This is a genomic window from Bacillus cereus group sp. MYBK220-1 (genome assembly GCF_051916445.1).
In the GTDB taxonomy this organism is placed as follows: Bacteria; Bacillota; Bacilli; order Bacillales; family Bacillaceae_G; genus Bacillus_A; species Bacillus_A cereus.
Map to the genome: position 1 here is coordinate 22,819 of NZ_JBQAGQ010000004.1, position 17,187 is coordinate 40,005.

Consider the following 17,187-nt stretch of genomic DNA (forward strand, 5'->3'; position numbering starts at 1 on the left):
AAAGAATGGAGGGAAATAGACATGGCAGGACGCAAAGGTGGACGTGCGAAACGTCGTAAGGTGTGTTTCTTCACAGCTAACGGCATCACTCGCATTGACTATAAAGATGTTGATTTATTAAAACGTTTCGTTTCTGAGCGTGGTAAAATTTTACCTCGTCGTGTAACAGGAACAAGCGCAAAATACCAACGCAAACTTACAGTTGCAATTAAACGTGCTCGTCAAATGGCACTTTTACCATATGTTGGTGAATAATAGCGTATGAAATGCACAGTAGAGTGGGACTCTACTGTGCATTTTGCTATGCTTTTCTTTTTGAAAGAGAGGTTAAAATGTGAAACAAACAAAGTTTATTACAGAAGGTGCAGCATTATTAGCTATATATGCAATTTTATTGCTTATATCTATGTATGTTCCGATTTTGGGTACAGTTGTAACTTTTGCGTTGCCGTTACCATTTATACTATTAATGATAAGACATAAACTATCTAATGTGCTCGTGGTTTTTGTAGCGGCACTTTTTGTTACTATTATTGTGAGTCAACCGCTGAATTTAGTGAAGACAATTATGTTTGGATTGATAGGGATTGTTTTAGGATATATGTATAAAACAAGAAAAAAGCCAGTCGAAATCTTAATAGCGGGGACGCTTGCATACTTAATTGGTTTTGTACTTATTTATGTTGCGAGTATAAAGTTTTTCAACATAGATATAATGAAGCAAATGCAAAGTATGTTCAGTGAAAGTATGGCGAAAAGCGAAAAGATAGTAAGTGCTACAGGTATGCCGATTAGTAAGGAACAAAAAGAGTTACTCGCACAAATGAATGATATATTACAATCGTTACTTCCAAGTATACTTGTGCTAGTTTCAGTATGTTTTTCTTGGATTACAGTGATAATATCAGGTAGTGTTTTGAAAAAGTTAAAACATGAAGTTATATCTTGGCCTAAATTTAAAGATATACAATTACCAAAGAGTATCATTTGGTATTACGTTATATTTATTTTGTTAGCAACTTTTATAAAAGTAGAACCAACATCATATTTACATATGGTATTTTCTAACCTAAATGTCATATTTGCACTATTGCTTGTACTGCAAGGTCTGACATTTATCGCCTTTTTAGCGTATAGAAAAGGTTTTACTAAAGGGGTTCCTATTATTAGTTTTATTGCATGCATGTTTATTCCGATGCTGTTTCCTCTTGTGACAATCTTAGGTATAATTGACTTAGGGATTTCATTGCGTTCTAAAATAGGGGGATAAAATAATATTCCTTATACTATTTTAATCTGTTTAACTAACTGGAAGGTAAGTTAGTTTTACTTTATAGGAGTTGTATACATGCCTGAATTTGATAAGAAACAGTGGTTTTTATATCCTGTTTATGTATTGGCATTTTTTGTGTTTGTGCTCATTTTAATTCTCTGTTATTTTCATTTAATTATGGGTATAGCTGCTTTTGTCATTTTTTGTATCGTATTCTTTATCGTTATACGATTTGAACTTAATTTTCAAAGGAATTTCGAAAAGCATACGACAGATATGATTACAAGAGTAAAGAAAGTAAGTAATGAAGCATTTAACCAAATGCCGATTGGTATTTTGTTATACAATAAGGATTATGGGATTGATTGGGCAAATCCTTATTTATCTTCATGTCTGGGACAGCACGCATTAGCTGGATGGCACCTTTACGATGTATCAGAAACATTACTTCTTTTCATTAAAGGAGAAACTTCTGATGATATAGTCTCTTTAAATAATCGAAAGTTTCGCGTTTTTGTAAGGAAAGAAGAAAAGTTAATTTATTTCTTTGATGTAACGGAACAAACAGAAATCGAAAAGATGTACGAGGATCAAAGGACTGTTTTAGCTGTCATCTATTTGGATAATTATGATGAAGTTACACAAGGATTAGATGATCAATTACGTACGAATATAACAAGTCTTGTGACATCGCGACTAAATGAATGGGCACTTAAGTATGGTGCTTATTTAAAACGTGCATCTTCAGAAAGATTCTTCGTTGTGCTAAATGAAAGTATTTTGACGCAGATGGAGAAAGGGAAATTTAGCATTTTAGATCAGGTGCGTGAAGAAACATCTAAAAGGAATATACCACTTACATTAAGTGTGGGTGTCGGATCAGGTGATTTACCTTTATCAGAGCTTGGAGCAATGGCTCAATCTGGTTTAGATCTTGCGCTTGGGCGCGGGGGAGACCAAGTAGCTATTAAACAAGCGACAGGTAAAGTTAAGTTCTATGGAGGTAAGACAAATCCGGTTGAAAAACGTACCCGTGTACGTGCCAGGGTCATTTCGCATGCGTTAAAGGATTTAGTATTAGAAAGTAGTAATGTCATTATTATGGGGCATAGGGCTCCCGATATGGACGCAATTGGTGCTGCGATTGGTATTTTAAAAGTGGCTCAATTAAATGAGCGTAAAGGATATATTGTGTTAGATGAAAATGATTCCGATAAAGGAATTAAGCGTTTGATGGACAAAGTGAAACAAAATGAGGAGTTATGGTCTCATTTTATTACTCCAGAGCAAGCGATGGAATTTGCAAATGATGAGTCGTTACTTGTTGTTGTCGATACGCATAAACCTTCTATGGTGATGGAGCAAAAACTGTTACATAAAATTGAAAATGTGGTAGTTATTGATCATCATCGCCGTGGAGAAGATTTTATTGAAGACCCATTGCTAGTTTATATGGAACCATATGCTTCTTCAACGGCAGAATTGGTTACAGAATTACTTGAGTATCAACCTAAAAATTTAAAGATGACAATGTTAGAAGCGACGGCATTGTTAGCGGGTATTATTGTCGACACGAAAAGTTTCACATTCCGGACAGGGGCTCGTACATTTGATGCTGCTTCTTATTTACGCTCACATGGTGCAGATACTGTACTTGTACAAGAACTTTTAAAGGAAGATATGGATCAGTATTTACGGGTTGCAAAAGCTATAAAAAATGCGTACATTTATAAAAATGGAATTGCGATTGCTAAAGTTGATAGTGATGATTACTACGATCAAGTGCTTATTGCGCAATCGGCAGACACGTTATTAACGATGACAGGGATTATTGCATCATTTGTTGTTGCGAAACGTGGCGAGAATCTCATTGGAATTAGCAGCAGGTCTTTAGGTGAAGTGAATGTGCAGCTAATTATGGAAAACTTAGGCGGTGGCGGGCATTTGACGAATGCAGCCACACAGATGAAAAATGTTACAGTAGATGAAGCTGAGGAGAAGCTTCGATTTGTTATTGATGACTATTTACAGGGAGGCACACAATCATGAAAGTAATTTTTCTAAAAGACGTAAAAGGTAAAGGTAAAAAAGGAGAAGTAAAAAACGTACCAGATGGCTATGCAAATAACTTCTTACTAAAACAAGGATTAGCTGCTGAAGCAACAAATAGCAGTATGAAAACTTTAGAAGCTCAAAAGCGTAAAGAAGAAAAAGATGCAGCAGCAGAGCTTGAAAATGCAAAAGAGTTAAAAGAGACTTTAGAGAAATTAACTGTAGAATTAAAGGCGAAATCTGGAGAAGGTGGCCGTTTATTTGGTTCTATCACAAGCAAACAAATCGTAGATGCAATGCAAAAATCACACAAGATTAAACTTGATAAACGTAAATTTGAAATGGACGATGCAATCCGCGCGTTAGGTTATACAAACGTTACTGTGAAATTGCATCCACAAGTAACAGCAACAGTAAAAGTTCATGTTAGTGAACAATAAAAATAAATTAAGCAAGGAGGATTGCGTATGAGTGATGTACTTGCTGATCGTACCCCTCCGCATAATATAGAGGCTGAGCAGGCGGTTTTAGGGGCCATATTGATTGATCAAGATGCGTTAACTTCAGCATCAGAGTTATTGGTACCTGATTCGTTCTATCGAACGAAACATCAAAAGATTTTTGAAGTCATGCTTGGGCTATCTGATAAGGGAGAGCCGATTGACTTAGTAATGATGACATCAGCAATGGCTGATCAAGGATTACTAGAAGAGGTTGGTGGGGTTTCTTACTTAGCAGAGTTAGCAGAAGTTGTGCCAACTGCAGCTAACGTAGAATATTACGCACGCATCATCGCTGAAAAGGCGCTTTTACGTCGTTTAATTCGCACGGCGACTCATATTGTATCGGATGGATACGAGAGAGAAGATGATGTGGATGGTCTTTTAAACGAGGCTGAGAAAAAAATATTAGAAGTATCCCATCAAACGAATGCAAAAGCATTCCAAAACATTAAAGATGTTCTTGTAGATGCTTATGACAAAATTGAACTTTTGCATAATCAAAAGGGTGAAGTTACTGGGATACCAACTGGGTTTACTGAATTAGATAAGATGACAGCAGGTTTCCAACGAAATGATTTAATTATCGTGGCAGCACGTCCATCAGTAGGGAAAACGGCATTTTCATTAAATATTGCACAAAACGTAGCGACGAAAACGGATGAAAATGTAGCGATTTTTAGTTTGGAGATGGGTGCTGATCAGCTTGTTATGCGTATGCTTTGTGCAGAAGGGAATATTGATGCACAAAGACTTCGTACTGGTTCATTAACTTCCGATGATTGGGCAAAATTAACAATGGCAATGGGGAGTCTCTCAAATGCTGGTATATATATTGATGATACGCCAGGTATTAAAGTAAATGAGATTCGAGCAAAATGTCGTAGATTAAAGCAAGAACAAGGTCTTGGTATGATTTTGATTGACTATTTGCAGCTTATTCAAGGAAGTGGGAAATCAGGAGAAAACCGTCAGCAGGAAGTATCTGAGATTTCTCGTACTTTAAAAGGGATTGCGCGTGAATTGCAAGTGCCTGTTATTGCTTTATCACAGTTATCTCGTGGTGTAGAATCGCGTCAAGATAAACGCCCGATGATGTCTGATATTCGTGAATCTGGAAGTATTGAGCAGGATGCTGATATTGTAGCTTTCCTATATCGTGAAGACTACTATGATCGAGAAACAGAAAACAAAAATACAATTGAAATTATTATTGCAAAACAACGTAACGGTCCAGTTGGTTCAGTGGAACTTGCATTCGTCAAAGAGTTCAATAAGTTCGTTAACTTAGAACGTCGTTTTGAGGATGGACATGCTCCACCGGCATAAAGGCAGTATAAAAAAGAAACACATTTCTTATAATAAGATGTGTTTCTTTTTTTTTATAAGAAAGATAAGGCTTTCATAAGTTAAATATATAATTCTTACGAACGAAAATGTTTTTTTGTGAAAAAATGTTCGCTTTTCGGTTGACTTCTCTTTCGGTTTTGGTACAATTATATTGTTTGAATAGATCGTTTGAAAATTGCGGAGGTGCTTTAATAATGTCTTCAGTAGTAGTTGTAGGAACACAATGGGGCGACGAAGGAAAAGGTAAAATCACTGATTTTCTTTCTGAGCATGCGGAAGTAGTTGCAAGATATCAAGGTGGAAATAACGCGGGACATACAATTGTTTTCGGCGGAGTTAAATATAAATTACACTTAATTCCATCTGGTATTTTCTATAAAGAGAAAATTTGTGTAATCGGAAACGGATTAGTAGTAGATCCAAAAGCATTACTTGAAGAGTTAAAATACTTACACGATCGTGGTGTAAGTACTGATAATTTACGTGTAAGTAACCGTGCACATGTTATTTTACCTTACCACTTAAAACAAGATGAGTTAGAAGAAGCAAGTAAAGGTGATAACAAAATCGGTACAACGAAAAAAGGTATCGGTCCTGCATATATGGATAAAGCTGCTCGTATTGGTATTCGTATGGCTGATCTTTTAGACCGTGAAGCATTTAAAGAGAAGCTTGAGCGCAATTTAGTAGAAAAAAATCGTTTATTTGAAAAAATGTACGATACAGAAGGTTTCACTGTAGAAGAAATTTTTGAAGAGTACTTCGAGTACGGGCAACAAATCGCGCAATATGTATGTGATACGTCTGTTGTATTAAATGATGCATTAGATAATAATCACCGTGTATTATTTGAAGGTGCGCAAGGTGTTATGCTTGATATTGACCACGGTACGTACCCGTTCGTTACATCTTCTAACCCAATTGCTGGTGGTGTAACAGTTGGAACTGGAGTTGGTCCTGCGAAAGTTACTCGCGTTGTAGGTGTATGTAAAGCATATACAAGCCGCGTTGGTGATGGTCCATTCCCTACTGAGCTTCATGATGAAATTGGTCATCAAATTCGTGAAGTTGGTCGCGAGTATGGAACGACAACTGGTCGTCCACGCCGCGTAGGTTGGTTCGATAGCGTTGTTGTAAGACATGCACGTCGTGTTAGTGGTTTAACGGATCTATCATTAAATTCTATCGACGTTTTAACAGGTATTCCAACTCTTAAAATTTGTGTAGCTTACAAATACAATGGCGAAGTTATTGATGAAGTTCCAGCTAACTTAAACATTTTAGCGAAATGTGAGCCTGTATATGAAGAGCTTCCAGGTTGGGAAGAAGATATTACTGGTGTAAAATCATTAGATGAACTTCCTGAAAATGCACGAAAATACGTAGAACGTGTTTCTGAGTTAACAGGAATTCAAATATCTATGTTCTCAGTTGGACCAGATCGTAACCAAACAAATATTGTTCGTAACGTATACGAAGCTTAATTAACATTTTTTAGAAAAAACTCATGTCTGCATGAGTTTTTTCTTATTCTTTTATAAAAAAACAAAAAAAGTATTGCAATAAATACAGAATACATGTTATGATACATCTTGTCGTCACGAAAATATGACGTTGGTGAGTATGAGCCATTAGCTCAGTTGGTAGAGCATCTGACTTTTAATCAGAGGGTCGAAGGTTCGAGTCCTTCATGGCTCACCATTTTATTTTTCGTGGCCCGTTGGTCAAGTGGTTAAGACACCGCCCTTTCACGGCGGTAACACGGGTTCGAATCCCGTACGGGTCATGTTTTTTTTTGCTTATTTTTGGTCCCGTGGTGTAGTGGTTAACATGCCTGCCTGTCACGCAGGAGATCGCCGGTTCGACCCCGGTCGGGACCGCCACTTTTGTTTATACCACCATTAGTGGTTTTATATATAGTTTTGGCTCGGTAGCTCAGTCGGTAGAGCAGAGGACTGAAAATCCTCGTGTCGGCGGTTCGATTCCGTCCCGAGCCACTCTCAGGATATTAAGTGGGCCCACTTAATATCCTTTTTATTTATGTAATTTTACAAAACTGAGTAGTTATTTTAAAATAGAACGAGGAGCCTCTAGCAGTTGAAGCTAGAGGTTTTTCTATAGATCGTATAGGATGCCGTGTAAAAGTGGATCATACATGAGTCTATGAGAATAGAGGAGAAAATACTTAAACAAAGGATGCGGTCATATAGGACATACTATGTAAACATCAATATGTTTAGGGATTATTGACCATATTTTTATAAGGAGGAAATAGACGATGATGGGAAAGAAAATTTTAGTAGTTGATGATGAAAAGCCGATTGCAGATATTTTGAAGTTTAACCTAGAAAAAGAAGGTTTTGAAATAGTAATGGCGCATGATGGTGATGAAGCAATTGAAAAGGCTAATGAAGAGCAACCAGATATGGTTTTATTAGATATTATGCTACCAGGTAAAGATGGCTTAGAGGTTTGCCGTGAAATACGTAAAAGCTCAGAAATGCCGATTATTATGCTTACAGCAAAGGACTCTGAGATTGATAAAGTATTAGGGCTTGAGCTTGGGGCAGATGATTATGTAACGAAGCCATTTAGTACAAGAGAATTACTTGCTCGTGTGAAGGCGAATTTACGCCGCCATCAACAAGGTGGTGCTGCGGAAAAAGAAGAAAATACAGAAATGGTTATTGGACCAATTGTGATTAATCCAAATGCATATAGTGTAACGAAGCGTGAGGAAAATATCGAGCTTACACATCGTGAATTTGAGTTGCTACATTATTTAGCGAAACATTTAGGACAAGTTATGACACGCGAACATTTATTACAAACAGTTTGGGGTTATGACTATTTTGGAGATGTGCGCACAGTAGACGTTACAGTACGTCGTTTGCGTGAAAAAATTGAAGATAATCCAAGCCATCCTACTTTAATTGTAACTAGACGTGGAGTAGGGTATTACTTGCGTGACCCAGAGCAGGAATAGTATATGAAGAAAGTTGGTTTTTTTCAATCTATTCATTTAAAATTTGTGCTTATATATATGCTATTAATATTAATAGCGATGCAAGTTATTGGAGTATATTTCGTAAGGGAATTAGAGAAGAGCTTAGTACAAGGTTTTAGGGATTCTTTAACGCAGCAAACAAACTTATTATCATATAATTTGAAGCAAGAGTTTAAAAAAAGTTATACAAAAGCAGAAACAGAGTCAACAGATGAAACGATTAAAACTTCAATTCGAAAATTTGCCTCTGATCAGAAGAAAGTTATACAAGAGGTAAGTGTATTTGATTCGCACAGAAAGTTACTGGCTATTTCAGATGAATCAAAGCAGAATAAGGTGAATCGAACATCAACTGATATAGCTGTTCAGCGAGTGTTAGTACAAAAAAAGCCGGAAGTGAAAATTGAGAAGGATGGTAGTACAGGTCATCGTGTTCAAGTTATGCTTACTCCGATTCTAGATGATAACGGTAAGGATGCGCTTGGTGTTATTTACATTGTGGCATCTATGGAAGATGTATATAAACAAATGAAGGATATAAATCAAATTTTTGCTACGGGAACAGTAATTGCTTTATTAGTAACGGCCGTACTTGGGATTTTATTGGCTCAAACAATTACAAGACCAATTTCAGATATGCGGAGACAAGCAATCGAAATGGCAAAAGGAAATTATTCGAGAAAAGTAAAAGTGCATAGCCATGATGAAATTGGACAACTGGCATTATCCTTCAATAATTTATCAAAAAAATTACAACAAGCTCGTTCTTCTACAGAAAGTGAAAGGCGTAAATTATCATCTGTTTTATCACATATGACAGATGGAGTAATTGCTACTGACCGAAAAGGGGATATTATTTTACTAAATGACCCTGCGGAAAAGATGTTAAATGTTTCTCGTGAAACAGCGCTCGATCAATCTGTTTTAGAGGTATTAGGAATACAGGAAGAATTTACGCTCGATCATTTATATGAAGAGCCAGATTCTGTTTTATTAGATTTTAGTACGAGAAACGAACCATATATTTTACGTGCTAGTTTCTCTGTTATTCAAAAAGAAACAGGGAAGGCAAATGGCTTAATTGCTGTACTATATGATGTAACAGAGCAGGAGCGTATAGAAAGGGAACGCCGTGAGTTTGTGGCGAATGTCTCTCATGAATTAAGGACGCCATTAACGACGATGCGCAGTTATTTAGAGGCACTTACAGATGGAGCATGGCAGGATCCAAATATTGCACCACAATTTTTAACGGTTACACAAGAAGAAACAGAAAGAATGATTAGACTTGTAAATGCGTTGTTACAGCTATCTAAACTTGATAGTACAGAGCATCGTTTAATGAAAGAATGGGTCGACTTTACTGATTTCTTTAATAATATTATTGATCGCTTTGAAATGTCTAAAGAGCAAAATGTAAGTTTCAAACGATCTTTCTCTAAGAAATCTAGATTTATTGATATGGATACTGACAAAATTACTCAAGTGCTGTATAACATTATTTCTAACGCATTAAAGTATTCACCAGAAGGTGGAACAGTAACATATCGTTTACGTGATCGCGGTGATTTATTAGAAATTAGTGTAAGTGACCAAGGAATGGGGATTCCAAAAGAAAACGTTGATAAAATCTTTGAACGTTTTTATCGCGTAGATAAAGCTCGTTCAAGACAAATGGGTGGTACTGGGCTTGGATTAGCAATTGCAAAAGAAATGATTGAGGCACATGGTGGCTCTATTTGGGCGAAGAGTGAAGAAGGAAAAGGGACAACTATTTATTTCACGTTACCAATGGCAGCAGATGAAGAGGACGATTGGGAATGAGTATGGAAAACTTTAAAACAATAGTTTTAATTAACCTAGTTGTAATTAGCCTATTTCTTACTTTTAACCTATGGACGTATGTGCCAGATTCTACATCCATGCAAAACGCGAAATTTGTGCAGGGAAATGAAGGAATGAACCAAACTAAAATTTCCGATGTTGTCCGTCCTACTTCTATCATCGTGCATAAAGATAAAAATCATTATGGGAGCAGAAGAGAGGCAGATATAGAATCAATCTATAAGCCTCTGGAAGTAGGGGAACTACATGATTTTAAAGAGATATCAATCACTAAGGGGGATTTCCTTTCATATGTGCATGGTGAAGGGAAAGTTGAACTTGTTTTCCCTACCGATATCCCATTTGATGCAGTAAAATCCATGTTTAACATGAAAGAGAAGAGTACAGATAAGCCTAAACATTTTAATCGTATTCTCCTCGATCCTTCTCGAAGTAAGGATCAAGAAATTAAAATTAACTTTGTTTCTGATGGTGATAACTTTAAAATATACGAGGCAAAATTAAGTGGCGTGTATTTAAAAGATATTGTAAATGCCCAAAATCAATTTATAGTATCAGCAAAGCCTTATTTTGATTATCAACTTAATGATATGAAAAAGTTATTTTTACCAGATGGAACGACAGAGTTAAACAATATAACATATATTTCATCTAATTTAGCAGTTGATACGTTTAAGAATGCTCTGTTTAGTGATCCTCGTTATTTAAGTCCGATTACCGAGATGTCGAAAGAAACATTTACAGATGGTATTAGATCCATGGAAATTGAAAACGATCGTCACATGCTAAAGTATAAAAACTCTTCTGTCTTAACTGAGAAAACGATAGATAATTTAATGCTTTTACAAAAAAGCTTTGAATTCGTAAGTGGTCACAGTGGAAGTTTGGATTCATATCGTTTGGACTATATGAATAAAGGAGAGACAGTATTTCGTTTAAATGAAGATGGATATTCAGTATTCAATGAAGATGGATTAGCTGAATTGAGACAAATATGGGGATCAGAAGAAGTAATGGAATATGAAAGACCGTTGCTGTCTTTAAATACTAAAGGTATAGAACAGAAGGTTACTCTTCCGTCAGGGCATGTTGTAATAGCATCTCTAGAAAATAATCCAGAGATAAAGAAACAAGTAATTAAGGATATTGGTATTGGATACAAGTTATCACTAGATGGACAAGTAGTTCGATTACAACCAATTTGGTATGTAAAGCTTGTTGAAGATGAAACAGGTAAACAGAAAATCTATGAGTGGAGTGAGGGAGGACTAAATGGATTGGGATCGGATTAAAACCATATTTATTGTGACCTTTTTTGTTTTGGACCTCTTTCTCATTTTCCAATTCATTCAAAAGCAAGATAGTAATCAATTGGAGCTTATTGCAGAAACAAAGATAGATCAAGAATTAAAAGCAAACAAAATTACGATGGGAAATATCCCTAAAGAACCGAAAAAAGAGTCATTTATTAGAGCGGAAAATAAAGCTTTTAAAGAAGAAGATATACAGTCTTTGAAAAATCAAACAGTGCATATACAAAATATGTACAAGATAGAAAGTAAGCTAAAAGAGCCTTTTTTAAATACGAAATCATTATCAAAAGATAAGTATAATGAATTTTTGAAGAACTATGTATTGGATGGACAAAAGTATGAATTTGGAGCGGTGAAAGACTCTAAAATTTATTTCTTCCAAAAATATAAAGATAAGCCTATTTTCTATAATAATCAGGCGATGATTGTTGTGGAATTAAATGAAAAAAATGAACTTGTTTCATATACGCAGACAATGCTAACTGATTTAAAAGAAATGGGCGAAGGTGAAAAAACGAAAGAGCAAGAAATTATTACGGCTCAAACAGCTTTAGAAAATTTGTATTTAAAAAATAAAATTCATGGAAATACGCATGTTAAAGAAGCGCAAATTGGTTATGCCACTCTTACCGCATCTACTTCTAATAACCAAGTACTGGCTCCAACATGGAATTTGAAAACGGAGCAGAAGCAGGACTTCTTTGTGAATGCAATTGAAGGACAAGTTATGGAATTAGGAGAAAAGGAAAATCAAGTGGTTGATGAACATACTGGAGTGAGAAAGAATGGGGTTGCATTTTAGCGTACTTGCAAGTGGAAGTACAGGAAATATGCTATACGTAGGAACCGATGAAAAAAAATTACTAGTCGACGCAGGTTTAAGTGGTAAAGCAACAGAGGCTTTATTTAAACAAGCAGAACTGAATATAAATGATGTATCAGGTATTCTTGTAACGCATGAGCATAGTGATCATATTAAAGGATTAGGTGTACTGGCACGTAAATATGATTTACCTGTTTATGCGAATGAGAAAACATGGAATGCAATGGAACATTTAATAGGAAATATCCCAACTGAACAAAAGTTTATTTTCTCAGTTGGTGATGTGAAAACCTTTGGTGATATTGAAGTCGAGTCATTTGGAGTTTCTCATGATGCGGCAGAACCGATGTTTTATGCTTTCCATAACAATAATAGGAAGTTAGCGCTTATTACAGATACGGGATACGTAAGTGACCGTATGAAAGGCGTTATTAAGGGAGCTAATGCTTTCGTATTTGAAAGTAATCATGATGTAGAAATGCTTCGTATGGGACGTTATCCATGGAGCATTAAACGACGTATTTTAAGTGACGTTGGGCATGTTTGTAATGAGGATGCTGCATTAGCGATGGCAGATGTAATTACAGATGAGACAAAGCATATTTATTTAGCACATTTAAGCTTAGATAATAACATGAAAGAACTAGCGCGTATGTCAGTATCACAAGTACTAGAGGAAAAAGGATTTGGAGTGGGTGAATCCTTTGAAATTCACGATACAGATCCAAAAATGCCTACAAAAATTCAATACGTATAATTCTTCATTTTAGTAAACAATAAAGGTGAATATAGTTGTTTTCAGGAAGATAGGTGAACAAATATGTCCTTTATTGATGAAGAAAATTATCGTATGAAACGTGCAGGAAAAAAGAAGCACAAAGGTATAGTTCTTTCTAGTATAGCGGGAACAATTGTAGGAGCTTCTTTATTCGCGTTTGGAGCGCCTTTATTTTCAAATTCTGCTGATACGCTTCCGCAAGCTGAAGCAAGCGGAAGTAATATGGCCGAAGCTCAAGGGATTAAACAGATTAGCTTTGTAGATGCTGTTGATCGTGCATCTGAAGCTGTTGTGGGTGTTATTAACATTCAACGAGATAACTTTTCAGAGGCAGATTCAGAGGCCGGTACAGGATCAGGAGTAATTTATAAAAAGACAGATGGTCAAGCTTATATTGTAACGAATAATCATGTTGTAGCTGGAGCGAATCGTATTGAAGTAAGTCTAAGTGACGGTAAGAAGGTTCCTGGAAAAGTATTAGGAACCGATGTAGTCACAGACTTAGCTGTATTAGAAATAGATGCAAAGCATGTGAAAAAAATAATTGAAATTGGCGATTCTAATACTGTTCGCAGAGGAGAGCCAGTTATTGCGATTGGAAACCCACTTGGACTGCAATTTTCTGGAACAGTTACACAAGGTATTATTTCAGCTAATGAACGTATTGTCCCTGTAGATTTAGATCAAGATGGACATTATGATTGGCAAGTAGAAGTGTTACAAACAGATGCAGCGATTAATCCGGGGAATAGTGGCGGTGCGCTTGTAAATGCAGCAGGACAATTAATTGGTATTAATTCAATGAAAATTGCTGCAAAAGAAGTAGAAGGAATCGGCCTTGCTATTCCGGTGACTAGAGCTGTTCCGATTATGAATGAACTTGAGAAGTATGGAAAAGTAAGAAGACCATATGTTGGGATTGAACTTAGGTCATTAAATGAAATTCCAAACTATTATTGGTCAAAAACATTACATTTATCAGGTACTGTAACAGAGGGAGTTTGTATTTTGGATGTGAAAAGTCCTTCGCCAGGTGCGGATGCTGGTTTAAGAGAACATGATGTTATTGTGGCAGTAGATGGAAAACCGATGCGCGATATTATTGGATTCCGTACGGCCTTATATGATAAGGAAATTAATGATAAAATGACTCTTACGTTTTATCGTGGCACAAAAAGAGTAACAACAACAGTGAAATTAGGCATTCAAAAGTATTAAAAACAGGAGGGCCTACCTCCTGTTTTCTATTGTAGAAAAGTGAGGTGAAGAAAATGAATTTACCTTGTTGTTTAGAGCATGTTGAATTAGCGTTAGATATTATTGTGGATGAGTGTGAAGTTGCGCCAGTTATCAACAATGTGGATAACTCGGAAAAAGAGAAAAAAACATGTGAATTTTGTCAAAATGAGGCGACATATGTTGTATCGAACACAGATTCTCACACAATATGTGGGTAGTATTTGTGGATATGTGGATAAGTTTTGTGGATAACATGTTTGTAAGGTGGAGGATACGTGTGAATATCTCGATTATTTCAATTGGGAAATTAAAAGAAAAATATTTGAAACAAGGTATAGCAGAATACTTAAAACGATTATCTGCATACGCAAAAGTAGAAGTAATTGAATTGCCTGATGAAAAGGCGCCAGAAAATTTAAGTGAAGCAGAAATGTTAATTGTAAAGGAAAAAGAAGGTATACGTATACTGGATAAAATTTCTGATGACACGCATGTGATTGCATTAGCTATAGAAGGAAAGCAAAAGTCATCAGAAGAATTCGCGATAAGTCTAGATCGCCTTGCTACATACGGAAAGAGTAAAGTCGCATTTGTAATTGGTGGATCACTCGGACTAAGCTCAGAAGTGATGAAGCGTTCAAATGAATCACTTTCTTTTTCAAAGATGACATTACCACACCAATTAATGCGATTAGTGTTGCTTGAGCAAGTGTATAGAGCGTTTCGGATTAATCGTGGGGAACCGTATCATAAGTAATGTATTCTATATAAAACACTGATATTATCATATTTATTTTATTATGCCTATAACTGGAGGCTATGTGAATGGTAAGTGATCAGACGAGATATTCTAGGCTCGCGAATATAACAAAAATAATAAATACGAAATTAGAACTACGTGACGTATTGCAGCGTGTGACAATGGCGATATCAGAGGAGATTGTTAGGTGCGATGCTGTTGGAATTTATTTACCCCAGGAAGATGGAACATTTAGAGGGTTTGCAGGAAAACCAGAGACTATAAATGGTGTAACGCTCGATACTCAAGTAATTGATCCTGAAATAGACTTACTGGCAAAAGAAGTTATTGAAACGAAAAGAACCATCTATATTCCTGATACCTCAAAGGATCATCGACCAGATCCGAGACCGGTTAATGCATTCAAAATTAAGTCCTTATTAGCTCTGCCTATCTCATTTGGGCAAGAGTTATTTGGTCTGGTTTTTTTATTTGATTATGGAATTCCGATGAACTTAACAGATTCAGAAATTCAAAGTGTTGAAGCTTATGTAAATATGGCTGCGGTTGCAATTCAAAACGCAAATAATTTAAAACAAAAGGAAAACCTTATTGCTGAGAAACAACTGTTACTAAATGTTACACGTGATTTATCGATGTGTTCCTCGATACAGGAGAGTTTTGATAAATGCTTTTTTTACCTAGAACAGATTTTAGAGAGTAAAAATATGACTGCTCATCTTCTAGATCCGCTAGATAAAACAACAATTAAAACAACGAAATTAAGTAAGGACTGTCATTGGACAGAAGCGGATTGGACAGAGAAAAGCTATGAAGCCAAGATCCAAGAGGTTATTCAAACAAAAAATATAGATAGTAAGGGTCTATTGATGATTCCATTGGTTTCAATGGGAGAAGTATTAGGGGTAATCGTCGTTGGCAAAGAAGGAAAAGCTCACAATTATGATGATTCCCAACTTCAACTAGCAAAATCTATCGTTGATGCCACAGCCCCTACGTTTTCGAATTTGTTGTATATGGATCAACTAGAGAGCATAGTGGAAGAGCGAACGAGAGAGTTAGCTGCTGCTAATGAAAAAGTTACAAGTGTGATTGAATGTATTACGGATGGATTTTTTATTTTAAATAATAAATGGGAATTTACGTACGTAAATAAGTACCAATATTTTCCGCAAAGAAAAACAGCAAAAGATGTATTAGGAAAGAATATATGGAATGTTTTCCCGAGTGAAATTGACACAGTTATGTATAAGGAATTTCATCGTGCGATGTCAGAGCGAACTACAGTTCATTTCGAATTTCTTTCTACTGCAGATGAATATTGGCACGAAGTTATTGCATACCCATATGATGATGGTATTTGTTGTATTTTTAAAAACATAACGGAAAAAAAGAAATATGAACAGGAATTGAAAAGATTATCCAATATAGATTTAATAGGGCAAATGGCAGCAGGTATCAGCCATGAAATTAGAAATCCAATGACAACAGTACTGGGATTTTTACAGTTATTAAAAGAAGAGAATACCTATGAGAAACATAATAAGTACTTTTATTTAATGATTGAAGAACTTAACCGTGCCAATTCTATTATTACTGAATTTCTCTCAATGGGTAATACAAGGAAATTGGATTTGCAGATGTTAGATTTAAATTCAATTATCCGCGATATTATTCCTTTAATAAAGATTGATACGTACAATCAAAATAAATATATTCAAGTCGATACAAATGACATTCCAGAATTACTTTTAAATCGTAATGAGATACGGCAATTATTAATGAATCTATATCGTAATGGCTTAGAAGCGATGAATACAGGGAAAGTTCTAACCATTAGCACTTACAAGGAAGGTCAAAATTGTGTGGTGCTTGCAGTGCGGGATCAAGGAAAAGGTATCAGGCCTGAAGTATTAGAGAAACTGGGTACGCCGTTTTACACGACCAAAGATAATGGAACTGGATTGGGGTTAGGTGTATGTTATGCCATCGCTGCCCGCCATAATGCAAAAATAGAAATTCAAACAGGATCGGAAGGCACTACCTTTTTTGTTAAATTTAATTATGAAAATAATAAAAAATAACCTTATTTAGAATAGTTACGATGAACCGTATCATAAATAAATTTATTCTTTGTATATAAAAGGATAAAAAGACCATTGGACAAAAATTACCGATGGTCTTTTAAATATTATTAGATGGTATGTAGATTTCCTAAAATAAGTATGTTTCTATTTCCATAAAAAT

Annotated in this window: 15 protein-coding genes and 4 tRNA genes; all 19 read left to right on the forward strand. The window is 35.7% G+C overall.

Annotation, left to right across the window (positions count from 1 at the left end; translation table 11 throughout):
- Positions 1-21 precede the first annotated feature (21 nt).
- The 19 genes from rpsR (at position 22) to ACTFRU_RS17875 (ending at position 17,024) form a co-directional block, all read left to right on the forward strand.
- Entirely contained in the window at positions 22-255 is a 234-nt protein-coding gene (rpsR, locus tag ACTFRU_RS17785) for a 30S ribosomal protein S18 (RefSeq protein ID WP_000918873.1), read from the forward strand.
- 79 nt (positions 256-334) lie between these two features.
- Positions 335-1,270 carry a YybS family protein gene (locus tag ACTFRU_RS17790; RefSeq protein WP_000814840.1) on the forward strand — a complete coding sequence of 312 codons (936 nt, stop codon included), beginning with the start codon at positions 335-337 and terminating at the stop codon, positions 1,268-1,270.
- Between the two features lie 78 nt (positions 1,271-1,348).
- Positions 1,349-3,322 (forward strand): DHH family phosphoesterase, encoded by a 1,974-nt coding sequence (locus tag ACTFRU_RS17795; RefSeq protein WP_001113778.1) that lies wholly within the window; start codon positions 1,349-1,351, stop codon positions 3,320-3,322.
- A complete protein-coding gene (gene rplI / locus ACTFRU_RS17800; RefSeq protein ID WP_000864228.1) occupies positions 3,319-3,765 on the forward strand; it encodes a 50S ribosomal protein L9 in 447 nt (148 codons plus the stop codon). The genes ACTFRU_RS17795 and rplI overlap by 4 nt, the downstream gene beginning before the upstream one ends.
- A 27-nt stretch (positions 3,766-3,792) precedes the next feature.
- The gene (gene dnaB, locus ACTFRU_RS17805) at positions 3,793-5,154 is read left to right on the forward strand and encodes a replicative DNA helicase (protein ID WP_001286148.1); all 1,362 of its coding nucleotides are present in this window, start codon (positions 3,793-3,795) and stop codon (positions 5,152-5,154) included.
- A 215-nt stretch (positions 5,155-5,369) separates the two neighbouring features.
- Positions 5,370-6,659 (forward strand): adenylosuccinate synthase, encoded by a 1,290-nt coding sequence (locus ACTFRU_RS17810; protein ID WP_000100238.1) that lies wholly within the window; start codon positions 5,370-5,372, stop codon positions 6,657-6,659.
- A 141-nt stretch (positions 6,660-6,800) separates the two neighbouring features.
- Positions 6,801-6,876: transfer RNA gene (locus tag ACTFRU_RS17815), tRNA-Lys, on the forward strand.
- Between the two features lie 13 nt (positions 6,877-6,889).
- Positions 6,890-6,961: transfer RNA gene (locus ACTFRU_RS17820), tRNA-Glu, on the forward strand.
- 21 nt (positions 6,962-6,982) lie between these two features.
- Positions 6,983-7,058 (forward strand) — tRNA-Asp (locus ACTFRU_RS17825).
- Positions 7,059-7,099: 41 nt separating this feature from the next.
- Positions 7,100-7,172: transfer RNA gene (locus ACTFRU_RS17830), tRNA-Phe, on the forward strand.
- A 281-nt stretch (positions 7,173-7,453) separates the two neighbouring features.
- Positions 7,454-8,161: a cell wall metabolism DNA-binding response regulator WalR gene (gene walR, locus ACTFRU_RS17835; RefSeq protein WP_000971865.1), complete on the forward strand. Its 708-nt coding sequence runs from the start codon at positions 7,454-7,456 to the stop codon at positions 8,159-8,161.
- Between the two features lie 3 nt (positions 8,162-8,164).
- The gene (walK, locus tag ACTFRU_RS17840) at positions 8,165-10,006 is read left to right on the forward strand and encodes a cell wall metabolism sensor histidine kinase WalK (RefSeq protein WP_000755367.1); all 1,842 of its coding nucleotides are present in this window, start codon (positions 8,165-8,167) and stop codon (positions 10,004-10,006) included.
- Entirely contained in the window at positions 10,003-11,319 is a 1,317-nt protein-coding gene (locus ACTFRU_RS17845) for a YycH family regulatory protein (RefSeq protein ID WP_000061560.1), read from the forward strand. The genes walK and ACTFRU_RS17845 overlap by 4 nt, the downstream gene beginning before the upstream one ends.
- The gene (locus ACTFRU_RS17850; RefSeq protein ID WP_000383740.1) at positions 11,300-12,142 is read left to right on the forward strand and encodes a two-component system regulatory protein YycI; all 843 of its coding nucleotides are present in this window, start codon (positions 11,300-11,302) and stop codon (positions 12,140-12,142) included. Before ACTFRU_RS17845 ends, ACTFRU_RS17850 begins: the two co-directional genes overlap by 20 nt.
- A complete protein-coding gene (locus ACTFRU_RS17855; protein ID WP_000522837.1) occupies positions 12,126-12,920 on the forward strand; it encodes an MBL fold metallo-hydrolase in 795 nt (264 codons plus the stop codon). The genes ACTFRU_RS17850 and ACTFRU_RS17855 overlap by 17 nt, the downstream gene beginning before the upstream one ends.
- 63 nt (positions 12,921-12,983) lie before the next feature.
- Positions 12,984-14,159: a S1C family serine protease gene (locus ACTFRU_RS17860; RefSeq protein ID WP_440037734.1), complete on the forward strand. Its 1,176-nt coding sequence runs from the start codon at positions 12,984-12,986 to the stop codon at positions 14,157-14,159.
- Positions 14,160-14,212: 53 nt separating this feature from the next.
- Positions 14,213-14,398, forward strand: coding sequence for a CxxH/CxxC protein (locus tag ACTFRU_RS17865; RefSeq protein ID WP_001052827.1), 186 nt, complete (start codon positions 14,213-14,215; stop codon positions 14,396-14,398).
- Between the two features lie 59 nt (positions 14,399-14,457).
- Positions 14,458-14,937, forward strand: coding sequence for a 23S rRNA (pseudouridine(1915)-N(3))-methyltransferase RlmH (gene rlmH, locus ACTFRU_RS17870; protein WP_001027000.1), 480 nt, complete (start codon positions 14,458-14,460; stop codon positions 14,935-14,937).
- Positions 14,938-15,005: 68 nt separating this feature from the next.
- A complete protein-coding gene (locus tag ACTFRU_RS17875) occupies positions 15,006-17,024 on the forward strand; it encodes a GAF domain-containing sensor histidine kinase (RefSeq protein ID WP_000253117.1) in 2,019 nt (672 codons plus the stop codon).
- The last annotated feature ends 163 nt before the right edge of the window (positions 17,025-17,187 follow it).

Bases quoted from the DNA above. Each gene is read 5' to 3' on its own strand.
- rpsR (WP_000918873.1), top strand. From the start codon at position 22: ATGGCAGGACGCAAAGGTGGACGTGCGAAACGTCGTAAGGTGTGTTTC.
- ACTFRU_RS17795 (WP_001113778.1), top strand. From the start codon at position 1,349: ATGCCTGAATTTGATAAGAAACAGTGGTTTTTATATCCTGTTTATGTA.
- rplI (WP_000864228.1), top strand. From the start codon at position 3,319: ATGAAAGTAATTTTTCTAAAAGACGTAAAAGGTAAAGGTAAAAAAGGA.
- dnaB (WP_001286148.1), top strand. From the start codon at position 3,793: ATGAGTGATGTACTTGCTGATCGTACCCCTCCGCATAATATAGAGGCT.
- ACTFRU_RS17810 (WP_000100238.1), top strand. From the start codon at position 5,370: ATGTCTTCAGTAGTAGTTGTAGGAACACAATGGGGCGACGAAGGAAAA.
- walR (WP_000971865.1), top strand. From the start codon at position 7,454: ATGATGGGAAAGAAAATTTTAGTAGTTGATGATGAAAAGCCGATTGCA.
- walK (WP_000755367.1), top strand. From the start codon at position 8,165: ATGAAGAAAGTTGGTTTTTTTCAATCTATTCATTTAAAATTTGTGCTT.
- ACTFRU_RS17845 (WP_000061560.1), top strand. From the start codon at position 10,003: ATGAGTATGGAAAACTTTAAAACAATAGTTTTAATTAACCTAGTTGTA.
- ACTFRU_RS17850 (WP_000383740.1), top strand. From the start codon at position 11,300: ATGGATTGGGATCGGATTAAAACCATATTTATTGTGACCTTTTTTGTT.
- ACTFRU_RS17855 (WP_000522837.1), top strand. From the start codon at position 12,126: ATGGGGTTGCATTTTAGCGTACTTGCAAGTGGAAGTACAGGAAATATG.
- ACTFRU_RS17860 (WP_440037734.1), top strand. From the start codon at position 12,984: ATGTCCTTTATTGATGAAGAAAATTATCGTATGAAACGTGCAGGAAAA.
- ACTFRU_RS17865 (WP_001052827.1), top strand. From the start codon at position 14,213: ATGAATTTACCTTGTTGTTTAGAGCATGTTGAATTAGCGTTAGATATT.
- ACTFRU_RS17875 (WP_000253117.1), top strand. From the start codon at position 15,006: ATGGTAAGTGATCAGACGAGATATTCTAGGCTCGCGAATATAACAAAA.